Annotated in this window: 26 protein-coding genes and 1 tRNA gene; 9 read left to right on the top strand and 18 right to left on the bottom strand. The window is 68.2% G+C overall.

All coding sequences use genetic code 11. The features are described from left to right. Positions 1–16: 16 nt before the first annotated feature. A complete protein-coding gene (locus LZG04_RS12555; protein WP_053714400.1) occupies positions 17–400 on the bottom strand; it encodes a phage holin family protein in 384 nt (127 codons plus the stop codon). Positions 401–434: 34 nt separating this feature from the next. Further along, positions 435–647, bottom strand: coding sequence for a hypothetical protein (locus LZG04_RS12550; RefSeq protein WP_233816318.1), 213 nt, complete (start codon positions 645–647; stop codon positions 435–437). A 393-nt stretch (positions 648–1040) separates the two neighbouring features. Between LZG04_RS12550 and LZG04_RS12545 the strand changes: the two genes are divergently transcribed. After that, entirely contained in the window at positions 1041–2024 is a 984-nt protein-coding gene (locus LZG04_RS12545; RefSeq protein ID WP_233816316.1) for a cation diffusion facilitator family transporter, read from the top strand. Here LZG04_RS12545 and dcd read toward each other — a convergent pair. Next, positions 2021–2602, bottom strand: a complete 582-nt coding sequence (gene dcd / locus LZG04_RS12540) for a dCTP deaminase (protein ID WP_233816314.1) — start codon at positions 2600–2602, stop codon at positions 2021–2023. The two genes, LZG04_RS12545 and dcd, sit on opposite strands and share 4 nt — an antisense overlap. Positions 2603–2683: 81 nt before the next feature. Between dcd and LZG04_RS12535 the strand changes: the two genes are divergently transcribed. Next, positions 2684–2754, top strand: a tRNA-Gly gene (locus tag LZG04_RS12535). Positions 2755–2836: 82 nt separating this feature from the next. Here LZG04_RS12535 and LZG04_RS12530 read toward each other — a convergent pair. Beyond that, complete coding sequence (locus LZG04_RS12530; protein ID WP_233816312.1) at positions 2837–3112, bottom strand: hypothetical protein; 276 nt, start codon at positions 3110–3112, stop codon at positions 2837–2839. Positions 3113–3411: 299 nt separating this feature from the next. Beyond that, the gene (locus tag LZG04_RS12525; RefSeq protein WP_233816303.1) at positions 3412–3714 is read right to left on the bottom strand and encodes a hypothetical protein; all 303 of its coding nucleotides are present in this window, start codon (positions 3712–3714) and stop codon (positions 3412–3414) included. A 533-nt stretch (positions 3715–4247) separates the two neighbouring features. On the opposite strand from LZG04_RS12525, the gene LZG04_RS12520 reads away from it, so the two are divergent. From LZG04_RS12520 to LZG04_RS12505, 5 genes are all read left to right on the top strand, one after another. Beyond that, positions 4248–5927, top strand: a complete 1680-nt coding sequence (locus tag LZG04_RS12520) for a DUF262 domain-containing protein (protein ID WP_233816301.1) — start codon at positions 4248–4250, stop codon at positions 5925–5927. Positions 5928–6245: 318 nt separating this feature from the next. After that, positions 6246–6869 carry a transposase family protein gene (locus LZG04_RS12515; RefSeq protein WP_233816299.1) on the top strand — a complete coding sequence of 208 codons (624 nt, stop codon included), beginning with the start codon at positions 6246–6248 and terminating at the stop codon, positions 6867–6869. Positions 6870–8498: 1629 nt separating this feature from the next. Continuing rightward, positions 8499–8771 carry a GIY-YIG nuclease family protein gene (locus tag LZG04_RS43010; RefSeq protein WP_374202811.1) on the top strand — a complete coding sequence of 91 codons (273 nt, stop codon included), beginning with the start codon at positions 8499–8501 and terminating at the stop codon, positions 8769–8771. Positions 8772–9423: 652 nt separating this feature from the next. Then, positions 9424–9816 (top strand): hypothetical protein, encoded by a 393-nt coding sequence (locus LZG04_RS12510; protein WP_233816297.1) that lies wholly within the window; start codon positions 9424–9426, stop codon positions 9814–9816. 22 nt (positions 9817–9838) lie between these two features. Then, positions 9839–10222: a hypothetical protein gene (locus LZG04_RS12505; RefSeq protein ID WP_233816287.1), complete on the top strand. Its 384-nt coding sequence runs from the start codon at positions 9839–9841 to the stop codon at positions 10220–10222. Here LZG04_RS12505 and LZG04_RS12500 read toward each other — a convergent pair. The 6 genes from LZG04_RS12500 to LZG04_RS12475 form a co-directional block, all read right to left on the bottom strand. Next, positions 10219–11172, bottom strand: coding sequence for a phosphotransferase family protein (locus tag LZG04_RS12500; protein WP_233816285.1), 954 nt, complete (start codon positions 11170–11172; stop codon positions 10219–10221). The genes LZG04_RS12505 and LZG04_RS12500 overlap by 4 nt on opposite strands. Before the next feature lie 32 nt (positions 11173–11204). Next, a complete protein-coding gene (locus LZG04_RS12495; RefSeq protein ID WP_233816283.1) occupies positions 11205–11603 on the bottom strand; it encodes a DUF5313 family protein in 399 nt (132 codons plus the stop codon). Further along, positions 11600–12049 carry a MarR family winged helix-turn-helix transcriptional regulator gene (locus LZG04_RS12490; RefSeq protein WP_233816263.1) on the bottom strand — a complete coding sequence of 150 codons (450 nt, stop codon included), beginning with the start codon at positions 12047–12049 and terminating at the stop codon, positions 11600–11602. The genes LZG04_RS12495 and LZG04_RS12490 overlap by 4 nt, the downstream gene beginning before the upstream one ends. Before the next feature lie 11 nt (positions 12050–12060). Then, positions 12061–12399, bottom strand: a complete 339-nt coding sequence (locus LZG04_RS12485) for a bifunctional 2-polyprenyl-6-hydroxyphenol methylase/3-demethylubiquinol 3-O-methyltransferase UbiG (protein WP_233816261.1) — start codon at positions 12397–12399, stop codon at positions 12061–12063. Positions 12400–12429: 30 nt separating this feature from the next. Further along, positions 12430–12816: a hypothetical protein gene (locus LZG04_RS12480; protein WP_233816259.1), complete on the bottom strand. Its 387-nt coding sequence runs from the start codon at positions 12814–12816 to the stop codon at positions 12430–12432. Between the two features lie 94 nt (positions 12817–12910). After that, positions 12911–14425 carry a sodium:solute symporter family protein gene (locus LZG04_RS12475; RefSeq protein ID WP_233816257.1) on the bottom strand — a complete coding sequence of 505 codons (1515 nt, stop codon included), beginning with the start codon at positions 14423–14425 and terminating at the stop codon, positions 12911–12913. Positions 14426–14761: 336 nt separating this feature from the next. Here LZG04_RS12475 and LZG04_RS12470 point away from each other — a divergent pair, with 336 nt between their 5' ends. Beyond that, entirely contained in the window at positions 14762–15394 is a 633-nt protein-coding gene (locus LZG04_RS12470; protein ID WP_233816255.1) for a response regulator transcription factor, read from the top strand. A 173-nt stretch (positions 15395–15567) separates the two neighbouring features. Further along, entirely contained in the window at positions 15568–17406 is a 1839-nt protein-coding gene (locus tag LZG04_RS12465) for an acyl-CoA dehydrogenase (protein ID WP_233816919.1), read from the top strand. A 134-nt stretch (positions 17407–17540) separates the two neighbouring features. On the opposite strand, the gene LZG04_RS12460 is transcribed toward LZG04_RS12465, so the two are convergent. The 7 genes from LZG04_RS12460 to LZG04_RS12430 all read right to left on the bottom strand — a co-directional run bounded on the left by LZG04_RS12460 (position 17541) and on the right by LZG04_RS12430 (position 25362). Then, positions 17541–18329: a DUF1206 domain-containing protein gene (locus LZG04_RS12460; RefSeq protein ID WP_233816252.1), complete on the bottom strand. Its 789-nt coding sequence runs from the start codon at positions 18327–18329 to the stop codon at positions 17541–17543. A gap of 64 nt (positions 18330–18393) precedes the next feature. Next, entirely contained in the window at positions 18394–20130 is a 1737-nt protein-coding gene (locus tag LZG04_RS12455; RefSeq protein WP_233816917.1) for a VanW family protein, read from the bottom strand. A gap of 597 nt (positions 20131–20727) precedes the next feature. Continuing rightward, positions 20728–21021 (bottom strand): co-chaperone GroES, encoded by a 294-nt coding sequence (locus tag LZG04_RS12450; RefSeq protein WP_141984069.1) that lies wholly within the window; start codon positions 21019–21021, stop codon positions 20728–20730. A 36-nt stretch (positions 21022–21057) separates the two neighbouring features. Beyond that, positions 21058–22893, bottom strand: a complete 1836-nt coding sequence (locus tag LZG04_RS12445) for an NHL domain-containing thioredoxin family protein (RefSeq protein WP_233816250.1) — start codon at positions 22891–22893, stop codon at positions 21058–21060. Between the two features lie 74 nt (positions 22894–22967). Continuing rightward, positions 22968–23348: an NTP pyrophosphohydrolase gene (locus LZG04_RS12440; RefSeq protein ID WP_233816241.1), complete on the bottom strand. Its 381-nt coding sequence runs from the start codon at positions 23346–23348 to the stop codon at positions 22968–22970. Positions 23349–23772: 424 nt separating this feature from the next. Next, the gene (locus LZG04_RS12435; protein WP_233816239.1) at positions 23773–23919 is read right to left on the bottom strand and encodes a hypothetical protein; all 147 of its coding nucleotides are present in this window, start codon (positions 23917–23919) and stop codon (positions 23773–23775) included. A gap of 249 nt (positions 23920–24168) precedes the next feature. Further along, a complete protein-coding gene (locus LZG04_RS12430) occupies positions 24169–25362 on the bottom strand; it encodes an ATP-binding protein (RefSeq protein WP_233816237.1) in 1194 nt (397 codons plus the stop codon). Positions 25363–25433: the final 71 nt, after the last annotated feature.

Genomic DNA, 25433 nt, shown 5'->3' with positions numbered 1-25433 from the left:
GGCGTTCGTCGTTCGCTCAGTCGCGGTCGGTGACGCGGTCGTAGACCAGGTTCAGCACCCAGCTCGTCAGGGCGACGATGATCGCGCCCCAGAACGCGGGCCAGAAGCCGGTGACGTCGAACGGCAGGCCGAGCTCGCCCGCCAGCCAGCCGGTGAGCCAGAACAGCAGCGCGTTCACCACCAGGCCGATCAGGCCGAGCGTGACCAGGTAGAACAGGCAGCCGAAGAACTTCACCAGCGGCTTGACCACGGCGTTGACCAGGCCGAAGAGCAGGGCGACGCCGATCAGCGTGCCGATCTTCGCGGGCGTCGACGCGCCCGCCTCCAGGTCGATGCCCGGGATGAGCGTGGCGACCCAGACCGCCACCGCCGTCAGCAGTACGTGCACCAAAATGCCCATGCCGCAGGCTAACGGCAGCGGTGCTCCGTTCGGGTCAGGCGCGACGACGCCCGCGTGCCGCCAAGAAGGTCAACGCGCCCCCGCCCAGCAGCGGGCCGCCGATCACCGCCGGCGGCAACGGGGCCGCGCCCGTGCGCGCCGACCCGTTGTCCCCACCCGACACCCGCACCACGGCCGGTGCGCTGGTGGTGGTGGTCGGGGGCGTGGTCGTGGTCGGCTGTTCCTCGGTCGTGTACTTCAGCGGCACGATCGCGTGGTTGTCCGCGAAGTTCGTCTCCTTGTGTGTGCCCCAAGGCCGAGAACGGCCGGGTGAGCAGGTGGAACCGGTCGAACTCCGCCTTGTCCAACCGGTAGGTCAACCGCACGTCGACGGTCTCGCCGACCGCGGTCGGGTCACTCAGGCCGAACTCCTGACCCGGCGTGATCACCCGGACGTGGTCGCCGGCGCCGACGAACGCTCACGAGAGCCACCACGCCCGCGGCAGTGCACAGGGCCGCGAAACGGCCGACCAGGTTGCGCACCTGGAATTCCCCCCGGAAAAGGACCCTTCGACACCTCGACGTCGTGCCGCAGCGCGTGATCGTTTCATGCGAGCGGTCACAACCGGCGGACCGCGCCGGCGCGGCCTAACGTCGGGGCATGGCAGCCGATCAGTCCAAGGGCGGCGAGAGCACGCTCACCGTCCTGCTCGCCCTGGCCGTGAACCTCGCCATCGCGATCATGAAGGCGATCGCCGGCGTGATCACCGGGTCCGCGGCGATGATGGCGGAGGCGGCGCACTCGGTCGCCGACACGTTCACCGAGGCGCTGCTGCTGACGGCGTTGCGCCGGTCGGCCCGCCCCGCCGACCGCCGCCACCCGTTCGGGTACGGCAAGGACCGGTACTTCTGGTCGCTGCTCGCCGCCGTGTCGATCTTCGTGTCCGGCGCGGTGTTCGCGTTCTACGAGGGCTTCCGGACCGTGTTCGGCGCCCCGCAGGAGCAGGTCAGCCCCGGCGTCGGGTACGTGGTGCTGGCGATCGCGTTCGTGCTGGAGTCGGTGTCGTGGACGCAGGCCGTGCGGCAGGTGCGGCGGGAGGCGCGGGCCGAGGGCCGGTCGATGCTCGCGTTCCTGCGGGTCTCGGACGACCCGACGGTCAAGACGGTGTTCCTCGAGGACTCGGCCGCGCTGGTCGGGCTGCTGCTCGCGTTCGGCGGGCTCGGGCTGCACCACCTGACCGGGTCGTCGGTGTGGGACGGCGTGGCGTCGTTGGCGATCGGCGTGCTGCTCGCGGTCGCCGCGTACACGTTGGCGTCGACCAACCGCGGGTTGCTGATCGGCAGGCAAGCCGACCCGGTGCTGGTGCGGGCGGTGTGGTCGCACCTGCGGGAGGCACCCGAGGTCGAGCAGGTGGTGGACCTGCTGACCATGGCCGTCGGCACCGACCGGGTGCTGGTGTGCGCACGGTTGGACTTCGACGACGCGTTGGGCGCGGCCGAGCTGGAGCGGGCGTGCGTGCGGATCGACGCCGAGCTGCGGGCCGCGCACCCCGAGCTGGACGAGGTGTTCCTGGAACCCGTGCCGCGCACCGACCCGGAGCTGCGGTCGCGGGTGCTGGCCCGCTACGGCGACCTGAAGCTCTAGCGCTTGGTGTCCGTGCGGTGGAAGTTCAGGTAGGCGCGGGACGGCGTCGGGCCGCGCTGGCCCTGGTAGCGGGAACCGGCCTGGGTCGAGCCGTACGGGAACTCCGCCGCGCTGCTGAGCCGGAACAGGCACAGCTGGCCGATCTTCATGCCGGGCCACAGCGTGATGGGGAGGTTGGCGACGTTCGACAGCTCCAGCGTGATGTGGCCGGAGAAGCCGGGGTCGATGAAGCCCGCCGTCGAGTGCGTGAGCAGGCCGAGGCGGCCGAGCGAGGACTTGCCCTCCAGCCGGCCCGCCAGGTCGTCGGGCAGCGTGACCAGCTCGAACGTCGAGCCGAGCACGAACTCGCCGGGGTGCAGCACGAACGGCTCGTCGTCGACCGGCTCGACCAGCGAGGTCAGGTCGTCCTGCTGCACCGAGGGGTCGATGTGGGTGTACCGGGTGTTGTTGAAGACCCGGAAGAACCGGTCCAGCCGGACGTCGATGCTGGACGGCTGCACCATGACGTCGTCGAACGGCTCCAGCACCAACCGGCCGGATTCGACCTCTTTGCGCAGATCGCGGTCACTGAGCAGCACGGCCACAGCCTAGGCGACCGCCCGTGGGGGACGGCCCTTGGCCACCGACCCACCGGCTGTGTGTATGATCGGGCACGCAACGCGGGTGTAGTTCATTGGTAGAACGACAGCTTCCCAAGCTGTAGAGGCGGGTTCGATTCCCGTCACCCGCTCTCTGAGCCGAAGGCCCAGGTCACGTCGACCTGGGCCTTCGTCGTACGTGGGCCGGAGCGTCACCGTGCAACCGGCATGCAACTAGCCGACCTGGACGGGCACGCCCGCCGCGCCGTCGTCATCGTCCGGCAGGAGCGATTTCCACCGGTCAGACATCGCCGCAGCGAGCCGCCGAATCGCCTCGCGCTGGTTCTCGGTGAGGTCACGCCACGCAGCCGTCCTGTCCCCCGCATCCCCCGGACCCCGCTCCCTGACGATCAGCCCACCCATGCTGGCCGCCGACTCCTGGTCCGCCTCACTGGTCGCATGCTGGTAGATCAACGCCGCACACGGGCTGTCGTGCCCCATCCTGGCCATCAGGTCCTTCGTGCTGACCTTGGTACGAGCGGCCAGGGTGTTGCCGGTGTGCCTCAGGTCGTGGAAGTGCAGGTGAGGGAACTCCGACGCCTGATCGTGGCAGGCACCGTCACCCTGCGTCGACCGGCCCGGGACTTGCGCGGCCCGTAGACCAGCCCTCGACCAGGCAGTTCCACGAACGCCTCGACCACCCGGACCCAGCTTCCATCGGGCGCGACGTCCTCACACCTGAGCGCCGTGACTCACCCCACCGCAGGGTGCAGAAGGCGGCGAGCAGCACGAACACCAGATAGCGCGGGTCAGCCATCCGTGACGCCAGGTCGAACACCTGAGCCACGGTCAGCACCGGCCGTTCCCGCCCCTGCCACCTGGCATGGGTTGCGCGGGATGATGCGATCCTCGTTCGCGGCTGTCATCAGCACCGCCCGCAGCAGCCGGTACGCCTTCGCCGCCATCGACTCAGACACCCCGTCACGCAGCAGGTCGGCCTGCCACCTCCTGATCATCAGGGTGTCCAGGTTGCCGAGCTGGACCGTGCCGAGGTGTGGCGTGACGTACTTCCCGAGCAGCCACTCGTAGAGCTGGACCGTGCGCGGACGCAACTTCGGCCGCTCCCTGATCTACGCTTCCGCGTAGTCCCTGAGCTGCACTTTCGCCCGTTCGGGGTTGGTCCACTCACGGCGCGCGATGGCACTTTCGACGTGCACCAGCCAGCGCTCCGGCGTCTCGCGCGGTCGTGAAGGTGACCGGAGCCGGATGTCGCTTCCCGTCCGGCCCGAGGTAGCTGGCCTGGAAGCGCCCCGAGGGCAACTTGCGCACATTGCCGAACCGCCGCCGGCCTGCCCGGCCCGCCGCTTAGCGAGCACCCGCCCAGGCGGCCAGGTCGAGTAGGCCGGAGCTGAGTGACGGGTGAGTGCGCAGCACCGACAGAGCTTGGCGGACCTGCGGGTGGGCGCGGACGTGTTCGAGGGCTGCTTGGCGGGCGGCTTGCAAGCAGAGGTAGGCCTCTTCGTGGCGGCCGAGGTCGAGTTGGGCTCGAGCCAAGTCGATGTAGTAGTCCGAGAGTCACATAAGTGTCTGGCATGTCAGCTAGCCGCTCATTGGCTGAAGGGAAGCCATCGCTTAGGCTGCGACGATGAGCGACACTGACACCTCCACCAAGACGTCGGTACGTGATCCGCGTCCCTCGCCCGAACGGCTGACGCAACTAGCCCAACGGGTAATCGATGGTGATATATTGTTGCCCCGCTTTCAGCGGCAATTCGTATGGAAGCGCTCGCAGATAATTGATTTGCTCGACTCGGTTCGACGGAATTATCCCATTGGCAGCCTGCTTCTCTGGCAGACTCGCCAAAAGCTGGCAAGCGAAAGGAGCATCGCCGATCTAGCGATTAACGAGACGAAGCCGGACTACCCGGTGAACTATCTTTTGGACGGCCAGCAGAGGCTGTCAACTATCTGTGGAGCCCTGTTCTGGTCGGGCTCCAAGGCAGACAGTGTATGGAACATCGCTTTCGACCTACGAAGCCGCAAGTTTGTTCACCTTGATACTTTGGATGAGCCGCCTGCACACCTCATCCCGACCAGGTACTTGGCGAACCCTTCGCAATACTTTATGCGTATCGTCTCACTGTCTACCGAAATGCAGGCAGAAGCCAGGGCTTTGTTTGATAGGTTTACAGACTATCAAACTGCGATCGTTACACTTGGCGATATGTCGATCCAGGATGTCGGACCAGTATTCGAGAGGATCAACAGCACAGGGACGCGGCTAACGGTAGTGGATTTGATGCGAGCCGCGACCTGGTCGCCTGAGTTCGACTTGGTCGATAAGATCGATGGAATTCTAAGCGATCTTGAGCCTAAGAAGTTCTCCGGAATCGAACGGAAAACCGTGCTACGCGCCGTGGCGGCAGCTTCTGGCACCGGGTTTTCTGCGGACGATATGGATTCACTCCGGAACCTCGATGCAGAAGCCTTGAACGACCTTGTTACAAATACGACAGAGGCTGCAAAGCGCGCTGCCGACTTTCTTTCTACACAAATCGGTGTCACCGGGGACGCGGCGCTGCCTTATGCAAACCAGTTCGCCGTTCTGACCGAGGTATTCCGCCGTGTCCCACATCCTACAGCGGAGCAATTCGCAGCGATTCGAAAATGGTTTTGGATCACGACCTTCTCCAGCTATTTCGGCGGATGGAATACCGGAAATATGGCGAGCGACTACACTGCCGTGCAGGCGTTCGCCGAGGGGGCGAGCGGCATCGACAATTCAAGTGTTCCACCCCAAGACTCCGTGTGGAGACAGAGGGACTTCCGCTCTAATAGTGCAACGTCAAAGATGCTTGCCCTATTTCTCGCACAGCGCGGGCCGGTGGACTTGCTAACAGGGCAGAAGATTGACGTCGGCAAGTCGCTCTCATGGTCGAACGATAAAGAGTTTCACCACCTATTCCCGCGCGCCTACGTCACAAGGGAAATTTCCGGCGGAAAGCCGAATAAAGTCGCGAATATTATCATGTTGACATCCTTGAGCAACATCAAAATCAAAGACAAAGCCCCCTCGGTGTACCTCGGTGAAATTAGGAAGGAAATCGGAGACAGTAAATTCTATGCGCGCATGTCAGCGTCCCTGGTATCTAGAGAGGCTGCGGACGCGGCGCTCGTGGACGACTACGAGACTTTCTTGCGCACGCGTGCACATGACCTTCAGGCACTGGCTATGGAACTCGCTGGCATCAAGCTAGCTGAGACATCCGAGCCAGCATCGGACGTCGATCTCGCAGAGGATTCCGACGTTGACACGACTGACTAAGCGTCTAGAAACACCGTCAGTAGTGGCCTGGCGCGAGCTGCTATAGAAATGGACGTTCCTTGTTGCACCAACTCCGTCGGCGGATAGGCCGTAGGGGAGTGACACATGCTCGAAGGTGTCGGCAGAGGACGGACAGGCAAGATCCACAACCTTTGGGTTCAGGGATCGGCTTGTCAAGCAAGGACCGCCAGTGAGCCGTTTCCAACTTGACGGCCTGAACTGCGATCGTGGTGGGAGACATGGCGCAGCTCCTGGTAGATGACTTCTCGGCCAAGAGCAAGCCACCGCCAAGAGCTTCGTGTGCTTGTCCACTCATCTATGATCGACCTGTTCAGTCCACGCCTGCAGTTCGTTATCCAGCAGCTGCGTGTGCACCGACGGCGGATCGGCAGCAGGTTGCGGCACCTCGAGCCCGGACGCCAAGGCCTGCTAGTGCTGGCCCATCTTTGCTGTGGTGCCACCTATGCCCGCCTCGCCGCCGGGTTCGACATCGGTCTGGCCACCCTCGGCCGCTACATCCATGAGGCTGTCCAGCTTCGGACCGCACCGGCACCGCCCCGGACCGACGCGGTGAAACTCGCCGCGCGCAAGCCCTACGTCACCCACCTGTCCATCGACCGCATCGCCGTCGATCGCCCGTACTATTGGAAAGGCGTAAGCTTCAAACCCGCTTTCAGGGCACTCAGACTCGGTGAGGGTCACAGCTTCGCGGTATCGACCGATACCGGCGTGCCAATTTTAAGGCTCACTCTTGCATTACCTAGAACCGCTGTCATGCCAGGAGCGACCGCCACAATATACAGATCGGTCGTTATTTCCGAATTGCTTCTCAACTTAAGGAAGAACCTAATCCATCGTCAATGCGTCAGATGTAGCGATGGCTACAAGCTGCTGATAACCGAGAGGAGAGGCAAGCCTGGTTATCTCCCCAAGTTGATTTGAATTGAGAACGTTAACGGACGTCGTAGTTCCGTCGGTGCGGTAGGCCTGAACCGTCTCTACAACTCGCCCCTGATCGTTGACGCTGATGTATGCGATGCGCGTGCCGTCTGGTTGCACGCTTTCTACACACAATTCTTTCGGGACATTCGGCGGTGGGCAAACAGAGATGGCAGGTCCAACCCACCATCGAACATGAAGACTGATCACGGCGCTACCCTCGAGGTCCTCCAAGGTTGCGGCCGCTTCGAATGCTCCTTGGGATGGTTCGAATTTCAATGCAGCCATGTAGGAAAGCTCCGGCGGCGGCTTAATGGTGAAAACATCCGGCATGAGATGCGCTTCCCGGAATCGCTCAGTCAAGCGTGTAGCTAAGGCTTCCGATTGTGGATCCAGCGGTTCCGGGGATAGTATGCGTCGAGGCGGTACAGTTGAGGCAGTTGTTGTAGTACTGCTTGACGACTGACTGTCGACCTGAGTTGCCAACGCCGCATCCGCTGTAATCTTGTATTGTGGCATGTTGAATCGATCCGCTGCTACTGCAGATAGAACAAGGAGTATTAAAACAGCTAAGGCGGCACGCCTGCGAGCGGGTTTCGATACGTGCTCTCGTGAAAGTGCCTGGGCAGCTGCGGCGGTGACCGTAAGCCCGACGACGGCGAGCCACCACCGCGGGTCGGCGTTATCCGATGTGGCATAATTGACCGTTACGGCAATAGCGGACGTCAGTGCGGCCAGGGCAAAAGCCTTGGGTAAAGCACCCCATCCGTGCGGACTGGTCATCGATCGATCCTCTCAAATGCATAGAACTAGGCGATTATCCGGCTAACCTAGACGTGCGCGTCGCCAATCTAACAGACTGTTGTCCGGAAGCACGTCATATGCGTTGACCGCCATCGGTCATGTCGCCTTGGTGTCCGTCTCCGGATCGGGTTGATGGATGGCCTGTTCTTCGGCGACGAAGAGGTTCCGGTGAATCGGCATCGAAAAGCCCTGGTCTGCCGGGAGTCCGTCGTGTCGCGCTGCCAGAGTGGTCCGGTCGGGTTCCGGATGGGTTGTCACCCTGGCCCGGAGGTTCGGGGTGTTGGGAGCGGACACAGGATGGCAACCGCCGGTCCGCGGCGCTCGTGGAACCGCCCGGCGGCGCTCGGTGGCGGCCATGTCGGCCAACCAACGCCCGATGTGCATGTTGCGGAGTGGCCATGACCGCCACGTGCGGCTAGGTACCTGAGTACAGGAGGACAACCGATGCCACCTCCCGCACCACCTCCGGAACCGATCAGGTAGCACATGCCGACAGTCCTGCTCACTCTGGCGCAGACTCAACCGGGATCCTCAGACCCTGCTGGTGCAGATGCCTGCACCAGCAGGGCCTTCGCCGAGATCGGCACCAGCTTCGGCGTCTCCATCACAGTCACAGGCACACACCATGAAATCAAAAAGCCTGAGTGTCATGGCTGCTGACTTCCCTCGGTGCACGGACTCGGTAGCCGCCTGTGGCCTTGTCTTGTCGGTGTTGGTCGCTAGGTTGAGCCGTGTTACAGCTTGGGAGTGTTGTGGTGACGTCCGACCCCTACACCGGGCATATGGATCGTCTGTTGGGCCCTGATAACGCCTACTCGCGCGACGGAGGTGCGTGTGAGGAGCAAGGGCCGTCCGATCCCCGCTCAGGCCGGTGTCTACGCCTGGCACTTCGACGAGGTTCCCTCATGTTTGCCCACGACTGGATGCCGTGTCACCGAGGTAGGCGCGTTGCTCTACGTCGGTATCGCTCCCAAGCAACCACCGACGAACGGTAGAAGAGCCAGCAAGCATGGCCTGCGCACACGAGTACGTGCCCACGTCACCCGCAACGCTGCTGGCTCAACCCTCCGGCCGTCCTTGGGTTGCCATCTGGCCGAGTGACTGGGTATCACGCTTCGCCAGGTGGGCACGAAGCGAGAGCAATTCACCTTCACCCCATTGGCGAGGCGAAGCTCAGCGAGTGGATGGGAGCACACGCCCGTGTGGCGTTCGTCGAGGTGGAGGAACCATGGCTACTGAACAGCAACCTCGTAAGCACGCCAGACAAGTAGGTAGCGCAGGAGAGGTCACCGCTCTATTCGATGGCCCTCCAGGCGATGCTGCCCGTGCAATCCGCGTGCGATAAGTGCTGGTCAGTAGCGGCAAGTAATGGTAGCGCTGACAGCGGTCGAGCCCAGCTCACCGCCCCCGTCCGCACCGGTTGATCGGGTTCCTAGGCTGCAGAGGCGGGTTCGATTCCCGTCACCCGCTCTCTGAGCCGAAGGCCCAGGTCACATCGACCTGGGCCTTCGTCGCACTCCGGCCGTTGGCACTGCCGAGGTCCGGCTGGAGCTGAGGTTCCTGGTCGACGGGACGCCGAGTGCCCGCGTCGACATGGTTGAACGCGAGGACGACTGCGGCCGGCTCGAGCCGGGCGTCCACGGTCGCCGGGCCCGGTGGGCTCGATCGGGTGAAGTTGGCGGGACGGGCCGTAGCGGGCGGTGGTGGGGTGGCGATTCGTCGGGCAACGAGGGTTGTTCCGGGGAGGCGCGCCATGTGGACTCAGGCGACGTGGGGGTTCGTGATCCGGCAGGGCATCAGCGCCGCCCTGGTCACGGTCGGGCTCGTGCTGGTCTGGCGGGGTGGGCACGCGGTGGCGAAGGCGGCCACGTTGGCGGAGAAGGTGGAGCAGGCCGCGCGGATCGCGGAGCAGCAGGTGGAGTTGGCGACGAGGGCCGCGCAGACCGAGCCGGCGGTGGCCGCGACGCAGGACGTGGCGGTGGCGGCGCGGGTCAAGGCGGACGAGCTGAAGGGGCTGGTGGCCGAGATCGCCAAGCTGCCGGCGGGTGATCGGCTCGTCGTCTGGGGCATCGCGGTGGTGGCGTTGGGCGCGGTGATCGGCGGGTGGCTCGACCTCAGCGTCGGCGCGTCGTCCGGGGCGAAGTGAGCGCGTGCCCGAACCTGGTGGGGTGGCAACGGTTTACGTGCGGTTCCAGGGGACGGTGCGGCATGAGCGCGGCTTCTTCCCCGGCGTGTTCTGGCTGGTCAACAGGCTGGCACGGGACGGGGCGCTGACCGCGGCGCAGGAGCGGTTCCGGCGCGAGAACAACGACTGGTTCAACGCGGCGTACGTGACGCCGTCCGAGGTCGACCCGGTCGTGTACGACCGGGAGGTCAACCCGGGGGCCGTGGCGTGGTTCAAGTCGTCGGCCACGCACCTCATCGAACGGGTCGACGGGTACCTGGAGATCCTGTCCGCGCACGGGGTGGTGTGCGAGCGGGTCGAGTCGACCGATCCCGGTCGGGTCGTCTACGAGGACGAGCACCAGGTGGTCGTCGTGCCCCGTGGCTAGCGCAGGCGGGTGGTCCAGTCGTCCAGGCGGGTCAGGGAGGTGCGCAGGTCGGCGAGCAGTTCCAGGGCGTGGGTGTGCGACGCCGCACGTTCCGCCGGCGTGACCGGGCGGTGGCCCAGGGCACGCCACACCATCCACGCCGCGCCGCCCAGGTAGACGCGCAGCAGCCCCGCGAACGACGTCGGCGACGCCGCGGGCCGCCGGCCGCCCGCCTCCTCGTACGAGGTGATCACCCGGTCGAACGCGGCACGGTCCTCGCCCAGGCCGCTGAAGTACACCGCCGCACGGGCCAGCTCCCACTCCGCGTGCTCCACGCCCGCGCCGTCCCAGTCCACCAGCAACGGGCCGGTCGGGGTCTGGAGCACGTTGTCCGGCTTCACGTCGCGGTGCGTGCTCACGGGGGTGAGTTCGGCCGGTGCCGTCGCGATCACCAACGCCTCGGCGACGTCGGGCAGGTAGGCGCGCACGGCCTCGGTGAAGTCGTTCGGCGACTCGTCCAGCCACTCGCGCCACTCCTCGACCGGGTGCGGCGGCCGGTCCTCGGTCGCGTCACCGGCGGGCAGGCGGTGCAGCGCGGCCAGCGTGCCGCCCACCCACGGCGTCACGTCCGCCGTCAGCGGGCCGCCGTCGTGCCACTCGTGCACGAGGTAGCTCTCCACCTCGTCGCCGACCCGCACGTCGGCCAGCAGTGGCGCGACCGGTTCCAGCGGGTGCACCGGGCGCGGCATGGGGAAGCCCCGGGCGTGGGCGGCCAGCTGGACCTCCGCCGCGACCAGGTAGTCGCGCATCCACCAGTCCTCGCGCGACCGGTTCAGGCGCTTGACCGCCCACGTGCCGCGTGACGTGCGCAAACGCCACATCAGGTGGGACCGCCCGCCCGCCACCGGCGTCCACGGCTCCACCACGTCACCGAGCCCGAACGCCGCCGCCACCGCACGCTGCCACTCCACGCCGACCGACGCTAGGGCATCGACGCCCGCGGTCAGGACTCGTTTTCCGCCGAACGCCACGCCCGCTCGTAGCGCTCCTGGTCGCGCGCCGCCCGCTCCTTGCGCACGGCCGCCGCCGCACCGGCCGGGTAGCCGTACTTGGTCATCCGGTGGTCGGTGCTCTCGATCGCGTACGACACGCCGAAGTACACGCCCACCACCAACCCCAGCGACCCGCACGCGATCGCCAGCGGCAACGGCGAGCCCAGGCCCAGCACCAGCGCCAGCGCGATCACCACCGTCAACGGCAGCACCTGGAGGAACATCCGCACGGTGAACCACGCCAGCCACAACGGCTTGGTCGCCTGCCGGAACACCCATTCCCGGTGCCGCATGGGCAGCCGGCCGCCGAGCAGGTACCAGACCCGCAGCGGCGCGGACGGCCCGTTCACGACCGCTCCGTCGAGGCGATGACCCTGGTCAGCACGGCGTGCAGGTCGCGCAGCTCGTCCAGCGACATGCCGAGCCGCTGCACCACCGCGGGCGGGATGGCCAGCGCCTTCTCACGCAGCGCCGCACCTCGCGGGGTCAGCGCCACGGCGAGCTGCCGCTCGTCGGCCGCGTCCCGTGACCTGGTCACGTACCCGATCGCCTCGAGCCGCTTGAGCAGCGGCGACAGCGTCGCGGGCTCCAGCGCCAGCAACCGGCTCAGCTCCTTCACCGACAGCGGCGCGCGACCCCACAGCGCCAGCATCACCAGGTACTGCGGGTGGGTCAGGCCCATGGGTTCCAGCAGCGGCCGGTAGACGGCGACCACGTTCCTGGACGCGATGGAGAGCGCGAAGCAGACCTGCCGTTCCAGGGCCAGCGGATCCTCGACGCTTTGTGCACTAATCATTAGTACACACACTACACCGCGAGCGGCCCGAACAGCAGCACCACGTCGAACGGTCCGTCGACCGGCAGGTCCCGCGCGTCGCCCACGACGGCGGACACGCCCGGCAGCGCGTCGGCCACCTCGACGTGCGACGGCATGGCGTCGACCACGACCACGTCGTGCCCGTCGCGCGCGAGCCACCCCGCGTGCACACCGGTCGCCCCGCCGACGTCCAGCACCCGGCCGCGCTCGCCGACGAACCGCCGCACGACCTCCTGCGTGCGCAGGAACTCCAACCGCCCGTTCCCGCCGACGCGCAGCCGCTCGTCCTCGTAGCCCTGCGCGTAGAACTCCCTGATCTCCTGGTCCACCTTTCGACGGTATGGACCCGGGCAATCGGATTACCGGGCTTCCAGCTCCGCCCACCCGCCGCCACGCGCCAGCACGGCGCGCACCTCGGCGACGTGCTCGACCACGCCCGCGAGGTCGCTGTGCAGCAACGCCGCCCGGTCCACGTCGACGGGCAGCGCGTCGTCCCGCCACAGCTCCACGGGCAGGCTCACCACGAACACCACGGAGTCGACCAGCCGCAGCACCGCGGCCGTCGGGTCACCGGCGTAGGTGCCGCGGATCCGGTCGCACTCGGCCAGCACGGCGCGCAGCCCCGCGACGGCCTCGGCGGGCGTGCCGTCCCACTCGCCCGACGGCCACAGCCGTCCGCTCAGCGCGAGCCACAACCGCCACCCGACGGCGGACTCGTCCTCGTCACGCGGTCGCCATCCGTCCACCACACCACTGTGCGGGCGCACGAGAGCGCCCGCACAGCGGAGATGACCCATCACACAGGGCAACGCAGCCCACAAGGCAATGCCGCGCACACGCTCACGCGCGCGTGGGCACCTTCTCCTCGTCCGGGTCGGACCGGAGCGACTCGACCAGCGCCTCGCGCTCCGCCGACGGCTCCGGCTTGATCAGCAGGCCGACCACCAGGTACAGCACCAGCGACACCAGCAGCGGCCAGGACACGATCACCGCCTGGGTGACGAACTCGACCTTGTTCTGCTGCATCACGTACAGCACGGCCCACGTGCCGAGACCGCCGATGACCGAGCTCGTCGCGGCGGTCGGGCCGACCTTCTTGAACCACGGCAGCATGCCGAGCATCAACGGGATCGCGATCGGGCCCATCGTGGCCGCCACCAGGGCGATCACCACCTTGAGCACGAAGCCCTTGGTGTCCGCGGTCAACGCGATGGTCATGCTCAGCCCGATGAACAGGAACGTGGTGACGCGGGCCAGTTGCAGCTGGGCCGCCTCACCCAGGCGCGTCACGCCCTTCCACAGCTTGGGCAGCATGTCGCGGGTGATGACCGCGGAGATCACGTTGGCGTCCGACGACACCATCGCCATGGTGTGCGAGAAGAAGCCCGCCAGCACCAGGCCGACCATGCCCGCGGGCAGCATGGCCTTGCCCATCTCGACGTAGGCCTGCTCGGCGTTGGCCTCCATGCCCGGCACGATCAGCGGCGCGGCCCACATCGGGAAGAACAGGATCAGCGGCCACACCAGCCACAGCACGCTGGACAACAGCGCGGACCGCTTCGCGGCGGCCCCGGACGGCGCGGCCATGTAGCGCTGCGCCAGGTTCCACATGCCGCCGTTGTACTCCAGCGTCTTGATCAGGAACAACGCCATGAAGAAGATCAGCGTGTACTGGCCGGACAGCGGGTCGGAGTGCGACTCGGGCAGCTTGTCCCAGATGGTCCACATGAAGTCGAGGCCGCCGAAGTGCGCGGCGACCGCGACGAACATCGCGATGCCCGCGAGGCCCTGGATGATGAACTGGCCGAAGTCGGTCAACGCGTCCGCCCACAGGCCGCCCAGCACCGAGTAGACCATGGTGACGACGCCGACCAGCGTGATGCCCAGCCACACCGGCACACCCGCGAAGCCCTGGAGCAGCAGCGCGACCGCGACCCACTTGGCCGCGATGTCCACGACCTTCAGCGCCGCGCCCGCCCACGCCATGATCTGCTGGGTCGGCACGTTGTAGCGCCGGGCCAGGTACTCCAGCGGCGACTTGACGCCGTGCTTGGAGCGCAGCCGGTTCCACGTGCCTGCCCACAGGAACGCGCCGATGCCGACACCGACACCGATCGTCAGCGCCCACCAGATGTAGACGGTCAGGCCGAGGCGGTAGGCCTCGGCGGCGAAGGCCACGAACATGACGGCGCTGTAACCGGACATGTGGTGCGAGATGCCGGACAGCCACCAGGGCATCTTGCCGCCCGCGGTGAAGAAGTCGGCGATGTTCTTGATGCGCCCGCGTGACCAGTAGCCGATCGCCACCATCACGAAGAAGTACCCACCGACGACGACCCAGTCGAGGGTTTCCATGAGGCCTCCACGAGTGTTCGGCCCACGGGTGGCTGCGCGTGTTCGAGCGGCGGCGGTGCGCGGCGTCCCACATGGGTGTGTGACGTACGTCTTACGAGGCCGTTGCGCCGCGCGGAAGTCCGCGCGCGGTCATTGAGTCACATTCGTGACTCTTGTTCATATACATGACCAACGGGTGACACCGCGCTCGTACGGAAAGTAGTTCCGGGAAACCGCGTCATGGCTGGTCGCGGACGTGGTCGCACTCGTATGCGAACCGGTGTCAACGCGCGCCCGCTCGTGCCCGGCGGGGATCGGCGCGCCCCCGCACCCGCTCCCGGGCCGGGGGTCGCCCTCGTGGACCCCGTGCCGCTGTTCCGCGAAGGGCTCGCCGCCGTGGTCCGCCGCACGCCCGCCATGCACTGGCTGGGCGCGACCGGGCACCTGCACACCGCCGTGCGGCTGCACGAGCGGCTGCGGCCCGACGTGATCCTGGTGGACTCCGTGCTGGACCCGCAGGGCCACCTGGCCACGCTCCTGACGGGCAACGACTCGTCGCTGGTCGTGGTGTCCCTGGTGCGCGAGCCGCACCGGACGGCGAAGTACGTGCGCTCGGCGCTGGCCGCGGGCGTGCGCGGGATGGTGCCGAGGGAGGGCGGGATCAGCGACGTGCTCCAGGCCATCGCCCGCACGCACGCCGAGCGCACGTACCTGGACCCGACGCTCGCACCCCTGGCGGCCGGCTTCACCCCGACCGCCGAGGCGGGCACCCGCCGCTCGCTGTCACGCCGGGAGTACGAGGTGCTCCAGCTCATCGCGGACGGCATGGAGAACCAGGCGGTGGCGAACGAGCTCTACGTCTCGGTCGAGACCGTGCGCACCCACGTGAAGAACATCCTGCGCAAACTCCGCGCCCGCGACCGGACGCACGCGGTGTCGCTGGCCTACCAGTCCGGCCTGCTGTCGGGCGGCGCCATCCGCCTGGTCTGAGCCCGCCGGCGCCACCGAAGTGGCAAGTCGATTTCCGGGACGGAAACCGCTGCTCAGTGACGTCTGGTTCGCCACAACCCGGCCGTCGGCCTTGCCGGGGTTACTGACAGGTAATACCCTGTTGTTACCGGTCAGTAGGGGACCGCCCCGACCAGCATGGAGTGAGCGACGAGATGGGTCACTACAAGAGCAACGTCCGGGACCTCGAGTTCAACCTGTTCGAGGTCTTCAACGTGCAGGACCACCTCGGCACGGGGCCGTTCGAGCAGTCCGACGAGGACACCGCGCGCGGCGTGCTTGCCGAGCTCAACAACCTGGCGGTCGGGCCGCTGGCGGAGTCCTTCGCCGACGCCGACCGCAACCCCCCGGTCTTCGACCCGAAGACCCACTCGGCCACGCTGCCGGAGTCGTTCAAGAAGTCGTACCAGGCCGTCTGGGACGGCGAGTGGTACCGGCTGTCGCTGCCGAACGAACTCGGCGGCTTCGGCATCCCGCCGTCGGTGCAGTGGGCGGCCTCCGAGCTGATCCTCGGCGCGAACCCGGCCATCTACATGTACCTGGCGGGCCCGAACTTCGCCTCGGTCGTCCACCGCAACGGCACCGAGCAGCAGAAGCGCTGGGCCGAGATCATGATCGAGCGCGGCTGGGGCGCGACCATGGTGCTCACCGAGCCGGACGCCGGCTCCGACGTGGGCGCGGGCCGCACGAAGGCCACCCTCCAGGACGACGGCACCTGGCACATCGAGGGCGTGAAGCGGTTCATCACCTCGGCCGACCAGGACATGACCGAGAACATCATGCACCTGGTGCTGGCCCGCCCCGAGGGCCCCGGCATCGAGCCGAAGCCGGGCACCAAGGGCCTGTCGCTGTTCCTCGTGCCGAAGTGGCACTTCGACCCGCAGACCGGTGAGTCGACCGGCGAGCGCAACGGCGCCTTCGTCACCAACGTCGAGCACAAGATGGGCCTCAAGGTCTCCACCACGTGCGAGCTGACGTTCGGCCAGCACGGCGTCCCGGCCAAGGGCTGGCTGCTCGGCGAGGTGCACGACGGCATCGCGCAGATGTTCCAGGTCATCGAGTACGCCCGGATGATGGTCGGCACGAAGGCCATCGGCACGCTGTCGACCGGCTACCTCAACGCCCTGGCCTACGCCAAGGAGCGGGTGCAGAGCGCCGACCTGACCCGGATGACGGACAAGACCGCGCCGCGCGTCACCATCACCAACCACCCGGACGTGCGCCGCCTGCTGATGCTGCAGAAGGCCTACGCCGAGGGCCTGCGCGCGGTCTACCTGTACACCGCGACGCAGCAGGACAAGATCGCCCTGGGCGGCCCGGACAAGGAGCTGGCGGAGAAGGTCAACGACCTGCTGCTGCCGATCGTCAAGGGTGTCGGCTCCGAGCGCGCCTACGAGCAGCTCGCGCAGTCGTTGCAGGTCCTGGGTGGTTCGGGCTTCCTGCAGGAGTACCCGATCGAGCAGTACATCCGCGACTCGAAGATCGACTCGCTGTACGAGGGCACCACGGCGATCCAGTCGCTGGACTTCTTCTTCCGCAAGATCATCCGGGACAAGGGTCAGGCGCTGGGCTTCCTCAACGGCGAGATCCAGCAGTTCCTCGACAACGAGGGCGGCAACGGCAGGCTGAAGGAGGAGCGGGCGCTGCTCAAGCGGGCGCTCGAAGACCTCCAGGGCATGCTCGGCGCGATGATCGGCTTCCTGACCAGCTCGCAGGAGGACGTCCGCAACCTCTACAAGGTCGGCCAGAACACCGTCCGGCTGCTGATGACGGCGGGCGACGTGCTGGTGGGCTGGCTGCTGCTGCGCCAGGCCGACGTGGCGCTGACCAAGCTCGCGGGCCAGGTCTCGGCCAAGGACAAGGCCTTCTACGAGGGCAAGGTCGCGGTGGCGTCGTTCTTCGCCAAGACCGTGCTGCCGGAGCTGACCGCCCGCCGCAAGATCGCCGAGGCCACCGACAACGCCCTGATGGACGTCGACGAGGCCTCGTTCTGACCCGGCCGACCAGCCGGAACTGTCAGACCCTTCGGGCAGAATGAAAGCAGGGGTCCCCTGGGCGGGGACCCCTGCGACGCTTGGCGAACGGCGAGGGCGGGCACCGCGCGGTGCCCGCCCTCGCGCCGTCCGGCTCAGCCCTTGTGCGCCTTGGCGGCGGCGAAGCAGTACGCGCCGAAGCCCAGGAAGCCGACCGCGATCACGGCCAGCGCGAACACGCCGTACGGCTGGGCGGCCAGCGTGTGCAGCGCCTTGTCCATGCCGCCGGACTCCTTCGGGTCGGCGTTGATCGCGGCGAACCCGACCAGCACGCCGATGAGGACGTAGGACGCGCCCTTGCCGATCCAGCCGATCCGGCCCAGCCGCTCGACCCACGAGCGCGTCGCCGGCGGCAGCTCCGACATGTTCAGGTCGTCCTCGAAGGACTTCTTCACGCCCTTGCGGGCCACCATGACACCCAGGCCGATGACGAACAGCGCCACCAGGCCCACGAGGACCTGCCCGAACGGCAGCGCCAGCAGCCGCGCGGTCCACGTCTGGGATTGCTCGGTGCCGCTCTTCTGGGACGTCCCGGTCGCGTAGTTGATCGCGGCGATGCCGATCGCCGTGCCCGTGATGGCACGACCGACCGAACCGCACCGCCGGTACAGCCGCTTGCGCTTCTTCGTGACCCACCCGTACCCGCCGGCGGCCATGGCGAGCTGCCACACGGCGAACGCGAACAGGCCGATGGCCAGGACCCACAGCAGGACCGGGCCGAGCGACGTCTCGGCGAGGCTGGCGACCGCGCCCTTCTGGTCGGTCTTCTCCCCGGTGTCACCGAGGACGACCTGAGCCGTCAACGCCGCCAAGAGGACGTGGACGAGCCCGTAGCACACCATCCCGGCGCGGCCGAGTACCTGGACCGCGGGATGTCTCCGCACCTCTTGCACGTTGGTAGCCACGACCGGGTGATACCCAATCGTGGCTACCGTGAATCGTCCCTGCTCAGCCGCCCGGCGGCGGCGGCTCGCACACGATCTTGAACTGCGGGTCGTACCGGACGGTCCGGCTCTCCTGGCGCGACTGGCCGGTGCGGCGGTCGGTGATCGTGCGCGTGTCGGTCACCGAGAAGCCGGGCGCGCCGGCGCTCGGCTGGCAGTCCGGCTTGTTGACCTTGCGCTCCTGCGGCTGGGTGTGGTTGAACTCGGCGCTGGTGGAACCGGTCACGTCGTAGTTCTTGGTGCCCCACAGCACGATCTTGATCGTGGACGGGGTCCAGATCGTCTGGATCGCCACGCCGGTGTCGTCCGGGTTGGTGAACTTGATGTCGATCAGGCTGTTGCCCGCGGCGTCCATGAACACCGTCGCCTCGCGGCCCTTCGGGTAGCGCGAGATCCAGTAGCTGTGCTCCTTGTGGCCCGCGTCCTTCATGCCCGCGTGGTAGGCCGCGTTGTACAGCGTGGTGGCGAACTGCGAGATGCCGCCGCCGACCGCCTTGCCGGGCACGCCGTTCTCGATGATGCCCGCCTCGACGTAGCCCTGCGCGGTGCCGCGCGGACCGGTGTAGGCGTTGAGGCTGAACGTCTCGCCCGGCTTCACGATCGCGCCGTTGACCTTCTCGGCCACGACGCGGATGTTGGTGCCGGACGCGGCCACGAAGCCACCGGTCTGGAACTCGCCGATGACCTCCTTGATGCCCATCTTGTTGGCCTGCTCGGTGGTCACCTTCGCGGGCGTGTGCTTGTACTCGGCCTTGATCGACCGCTGGTCGGCGCGCTTGAGCACGTCGAGCGCCGTGGCCAGGGACTTGTCCCAGTCGATGCCGAGGCCGTCGACCGACTCCTTGACCACCGGCCGGCCGCCCTCGAACACGATCTGGGCGTCCTTGCCCTCCTTCTCGGTCTCCTTCAGCTGGGGACCGGCGTGCTCCACGACCTTGCCGTTGTCGACCTTCGCGGTCAGGCCGCCGTCGTCGGCCGGCTCGAACACCAGCACGGTGGCCAGCTGCTCGGGCGTGAGCGTGGCGTCCTTGCCCTCGCCCTGGATGATCAGCGGCGCGGCGGTGGCGGGCTTGGCGACCTCGTCCAACGCCTTGCGCACGCCCTCCTTCGTCGTCTTGACCGGGGTGGTGGCCACCGGCAGCTCGACCGTCTCGCCGTCGGCCCAGTCGGCCAGCAGCTTGTCCGAGGCGCCCGCCACGTCCAGCTTCTGACCCTGCTTCGGGTCGACCGCGACCGGCGTGGCGCCTTCGAAGCGGATGCCGCCCTCGGCGGGCTCGTGGTCGGTCTCGGCGCGCAGCGCCTCCAGCGCGGCGGCCAGCTTGGCCTGGTCGCTGGTGGTGGCGAAGCCGACCTCGCGGGAGGTGAAGAACGAGGTGACGCGGGTGATCGGGGACAGCGGCTGGCTGCCCGCGCGGTCCAGCGTGGCGGCCCAGTCCAGCTCCAGGCCGGCCGCCTTCGGGTCCACGGCGGTCTCGACGTCGCCCGCGCGCGCCTTCACCGGCGCGGCCAGGCGGGGACCGATCTCGTCCCGCAGCTTCTGCTCGGCCTCGGCGTGGCTCAGGCCGCCGACCTCCACCCCGGCCACGGTCACGCCGCGCGGCACGTCGCCGCCGGAGATGACCAGGTCCAGGCCGTAGAGGACGACCAGCACGCCGAGCACGGCGGCGGCGATCAGGCCGGTCTTGCGCAGGCGCTTGCGGCGGGCAGCGGCGTCGTCGGCCTCCGGGTCGCCGTCGACCATCACCGGGCCGTAGACGGTCGCCTCGGGCTCCGGCGCGGGAGGCGGCGACACCGGCGTGGCGAAGACCGTGGTGGCCTCCGACGGCGACGGCGGCCGGCCGAAGCCACCGGGCGGGGTGTTGATCGTCTGGGTCCGCTCGGCGTCGGGCGGCGGCGCCAGGGCGCGCGTCCGGTCACCGGACGTCGGGATCGCCCGGGTGGCGTCCGCGCCCGTCGGCGGGTTCTGCTGCGCGTTGCGCGGCTGGTGCTGCTGCGTCACGTTGTGAGAGACGCCCGGCGGGGCCGTCGCGTTGTCGCCGGCGCTCGACGTCGGCGTCACGTTGCGGACCGTGGCCGAGGCGTCCGGCTCGCTGTCCGGCTCCTCCTGCGGCCACGCCGCCTCGCCCGACGAGCCCGGGCTGATCATGGACGTCCGCTCCGAAGCGGTGCCCGACGGGCGGACCGGCTCCATGGCCGTGGTCCGCTCAGCGTCGTACTCCGGTCGCTGGTTCTCCGGCACCGCTCCCCCTCTTGCCTCTCGCAAGGTCCTGGGACTGCTTACCCGAACGTCGTCACGCGTCGATCACGGTCGGGTGGTTCACAGGTCTCACCGCGAACATCACAGGTAGAGCCCGGTCCCGTGGTCGGTCCGCTCGGTCGCGGTCGCGTGCACGTCCCGTTCCCTCATGACGAGGTAGGTGTTGCCCTGCACCTCGACCTCGAACTGGTCCTCCGGGTTGAACAGCACCCGGTCGCCGACCTTGACGTGGCGCACGTTCGTACCGACCCCGAGCACGTCCCCCCACGCCAGGCGCTTCGCCATCTGGGCGGTGGCCGGGATCACGATGCCGCCGCTGCTGCGGCGTTCGCCGTCCTCCGGTGAAATCCGCACCATCACGCGGTCGTGCAGCATCTGGATTTCGAGCTTGACATCGGGCACCAGCAGAGTCTAGATGCCTTCGTCGAGCCCACCCATCATCAGGGGTAGCCGCCGCGGCCCGTCCTCTACCACGCGGATCGGCACGCCCCAGTCCTGGCGGGCCAGCTTGCACACCGGGTGCTCGACGCTCGGGTCGTCCGTGCAGCTCGCGGCCTGGGCGACCACGTGCAGGACACCCTCGGTGAACCCTTCGGCGACGCGCAGCGAGCGCACGAGGTCCGTGCCGACGCCCGCGCCGGACTCCAGCAGGCCGGGCGGCGAGCTGGTGATCTCCAGGCGGGTGGACGGGCCGAACCGGTCGTCCAGCTTCTGGCCGGTCGGAGGGGTGAACACGACGGCGATCTCGACCTCGCCCGACGCGATCACCGACGGCGGCCTGCGCACCTGGTGCGCCTCGCCGCTGACCAGCTTCGCGCCGGGCGCGACCGGGCGTTCGAGGCGGTGCGCGGCGGAGGCGACCACGACCAGCTCGCCGTCGACCAGGACCGCGTCGGACGGCTCGGCGACGTCCGTGGCCAGGGTGGACACCTCGCCGGTGGCCGGGTCGTAGCGGCGGATGGCCCCGTTGTAGGTGTCGGCGATGGCGACCTGGCCGCCGGGCAGGACCGTGACGCCCAACGGGTGCTGGAGCAGCGCCTGGTCGGCCTGGCCGTCGCGGTGGCCGAAGTCGAACAGGCCCTTGCCGATCGCGGTGTGCACGGTCCGGTCGGCGTCCAGCCAGCGCAGCGCGGAGGTCTCGGAGTCGACCAGCCACAGCCGGTCGCCGTCCGCGGCCAGGCCGGAGGTCTGCGCGAAGAACGCCTCCTCGGCCGGGCCGTCGTGCAGGCCCTCGACGGTGGTGCCGGCCAGGCGCTCGACGCGGCGCTCGCGCGGCTTGAACAGGCCCAGCGTGTGGTTGCCCGCCATGGCGATGGCGACGCCGCCGGCGGGCTCCCACCAGGCCACGTCCCACGGGCTGGTGAGGTCGATCGCGTCGGCCGGGCCGTCGGTGTCGCCGTCACGCCACTGCGCGCCGGTGCCCGCGACGGTGGTGACCTCGCCGGTGTCGAGGTCGATGCCGCGCAGCAGGTGGTTGACCGTGTCGGCGACGACCGCGTGGTAGCCGACCTCGGCGGCGACGTCGTCGGGCAGCAGCGCGATGCCGGCGGGTTCGGAGAACGTGGGCTCCAGGCCGTCGCGGCGACCGCGTTCGCCGGTGCCGATGCGCCGGATCACGGTCTCGCCGTCGAGTTCCAGCTCGACCAGGCCGTGGTGGGCGGAGTCGCTGACCAGGAGGGTGTTGGCGCGGGTCAGGACGGCCTTGGCGGGGAAGCGCAGCTCGGTCTCGCGGGGCGGCGGCGCGACGTAGGGGCCGTCGCCGCGGTGCAGGGTGCCCTTGGCGTCGTGCTCGGCGACGATCTCGGAGACGATCTGGCGCAGCGCGTCGAGGTGGCCCTCGCCGGAGGCGACGTGCACGACGTAGCCCTCCGGGTCGACCAGCACGAGCGTGGGCCACGCCTTCACCGCGTAGTTCTGCCAGGTCGTGAGCTCGGGGTCGTCCAGCACGGGGTGCTCCACCTCGTACCGCTCGACGGCCGCCTCGAGCGCCTCGGGCTCCGCCTCGTGGACGAACTTGGGCGAGTGCACGCCGACGGTGACCAGCACGTCGGCGAACTCGGCTTCGAGGGGGCGCAGCTCGTCGAGCACGTGCAGGCAGTTGATGCAGCAGAAGGACCAGAAGTCGAGCAGCACCACCTTGCCGCGCAGGTCGGCCAACCTGATGTCCCGCCCACCCGTGTTGAGCCACCCGCGGCCCACCAGCTCGGGGGCGCGGACACGGGCACGGCGTCGTTGTGCGGTCGTCACGTCCCGATCCAACACGACTCGCACATCGACCTGTTTCACCGTCCACCGATTGAGACGGGCCACCGGCCGGGTGGTCAGCGGGAGCGGCGGATGGTGCGGGGGCCCAGGACGGTGGCGTTCAGGGTGGTCACGCGATCGCGGAGGGCGCGGTCGGCGGTGATGACGGTGCACGGGCGGTCGGGTGGGTTGGCGCGGACGACGTCCACGATCGCGTCGTCGCCCGAGGCCAGGGCGGACACGACGCGGACGCCCGGGACCGACTCGACGTGCCGCGCCCTGCCCTCGACCACCAGGACGACCTCCAGCGGGCCGGGCAGGTCCGGCAGGCCGTGCTCGGCCACGGCCACGAGGTCGTCGCGCAGGCGGGCGGCCGCGCCGGCGCGGTCGCGCCACCAGCCGTCCGGGACCGAGCCGACGACGTTGGCGGCGTCGACGACCAGGAGGGGGTGTGTCACCGGATCATGCTCTCAGCAAACCCTCAAGAAATTGTCGTACCCCGATGGCACCATGGAGTGGTCCATTGGGGGACAGACATGAACACGTAGGGGGATGCAGTGATGATCAGGCGCGCCCGCAGGACGACGGACGACACCTGGAACGGTTCGGCCACGGCCAAGTAGCCGGACATGGGAAACCCCGCGGTGCTGCCAGGTCGGGGGTCCGACAGCACCGCGGGGTCATCTGGAACATCGATACACGATCGGGGTCCGTTACATCCCCTATTGGGTGTGGCGGGTATCACAATGTGACATGACGAAGCCCTGCCGCGCGGGAGGTGCGGCAGGGCTTCGTCGTTCCCCCTTCGCCGGAGCGCGGACGACGGGGCGCACACCCGGTGTCGATCGGGTGGTCGTCACGCGCGCCGGAGGAAGATCACCCTCAGCGGAGGGAGGTCACCTGAGCCTGGGCGATCGCCATCAGCTCGTGACGCATGGCCGGGGTGGGCGCCATGTCGATCGCTCGGGCGACAGCCTTGCGGTTGCGAGCCTCGACACGACGAGCGCGGAGCTTCGCAGTGAAGTTCATCGGGGGTTCATCCCTCTCAAAGGTCTCTCGGTGTGTGCCTCAAGTATGCACCTTCACACGCCCCGACGCACCCGATTATCCGGTGAGGTGCCGCACACACCGATGAATCGTCGGCGTCTACCTCGTGGCCTCCGACGATTCGCCTGAGCGACACCTGATGGACCGGATGCGAGCGGCCCAACTCTCTAGCGTGCGCACTAGATGACGCGATGCAACCGAAGCTGACGGATAACCGCAGGTCAGCGCCGTTCAGTCTTCGCGGCCGAGCAGGAACCGGCCGAAGTGGGGCACGGTGAACGCGATCTGCCCGCGCTCGGCCGAGTACACGAGCCCCTTCTTGATCAGGCTGTCCCGCGCGGGCGACAGCGACGACGGCTTGCGGCCCAGGTGCTCGGCCACCTGCGCGGTGTTCACGCCCGCGTCCTTGCCGTCGGTCAGCTCCGCCATCGCGCGCAGGTACTCCCGCTCCGCCGGCGTCGCCCGCTCGTAGCGCGACCCGAAGAACCCGACCGCCAGCTCGGCGTCCGCCTCCGGCGCGGCCACCGCCACGTCCGTCGCGGTGATCGGGTCGGCGGGTGCGGCGTCCCACGCCGCCTTGCCGTACGCCTGGATGAAGTACGGGTAGCCGCCCGAGGCGTCGAACAACGCGTCCAGCGCCTCCGGCTCGATGCCCGCCTCCTCGCGGTCGACGGGCGCCAGCACGGCGCGGTCGGCGTCCTCCCGCGAGAGCCGGTCGATGCGCACGTACCGGAACAGCCGCTCGGAGTACGACTTCGACGCCGACAGCACGGCGGGCAGGTGCGGCAGGCCGGCGCCGACCACGACCAGCGGCGCGCCCGACTGCGACAGCTCGTGGCACGCCGCGCACAGCGCCGAGATGTCGTCCGCCGGCACGTCCTGCATCTCGTCGATCAGCAGCGCGACACCCGTGCCCACGTCCTGCGCCAGCTCGGCGACCTCGGTGAACAGCTCCACCAGGTCGATCTCGATGTCGCCGGAGTCCGCCCGGCCGACCGCGGCGGGCACGTCGATGCCCGGCTGCCAGCGGTCGCGCAGCTTCGCGTCCTCGGGGTTGGATCGCAGCGCGAACGCCTTCAGCACGCCGAGCACGGCCTCCACCCGGTCCGGCGCGCGGTGTCGCACGGCCAGGTCGCGGATCGCCCGGTGCAACGCGGCCGACAGCGGGCGGCGCAACCCGGCCTCGGGCCGTGCCTCGATCTTGCCCGCGCCCCAGCCGCGCTTCATCGCCATGGACCGCAGCTCGCCCAGCAGCACGGTCTTGCCCACGCCGCGCAGCCCGGTGAGCACGAGGCTGCGTTCCGGCCGGCCGCGCGCGACCCGTTCGAGCACGACCTCGAACGCCCGCAGCTCCTTGTCGCGCCCGGCCAGCTCGGGTGGCCGTTGGCCCGCTCCGGGGGCGAACGGGTTGCGCACCGGGTCCATCCTCGGAAGGTATCGAGGTGTCTACGACGCATCCAATACTCGAGCCGTGTCGGGCGATATTGGCTGATCTA

It is taken from the genome of Saccharothrix sp. S26, from assembly GCF_021390395.1.
Classification (GTDB): domain Bacteria; phylum Actinomycetota; class Actinomycetes; order Mycobacteriales; family Pseudonocardiaceae; genus Actinosynnema.
This window is presented reverse-complemented; position numbering and strand designations above follow the sequence as displayed.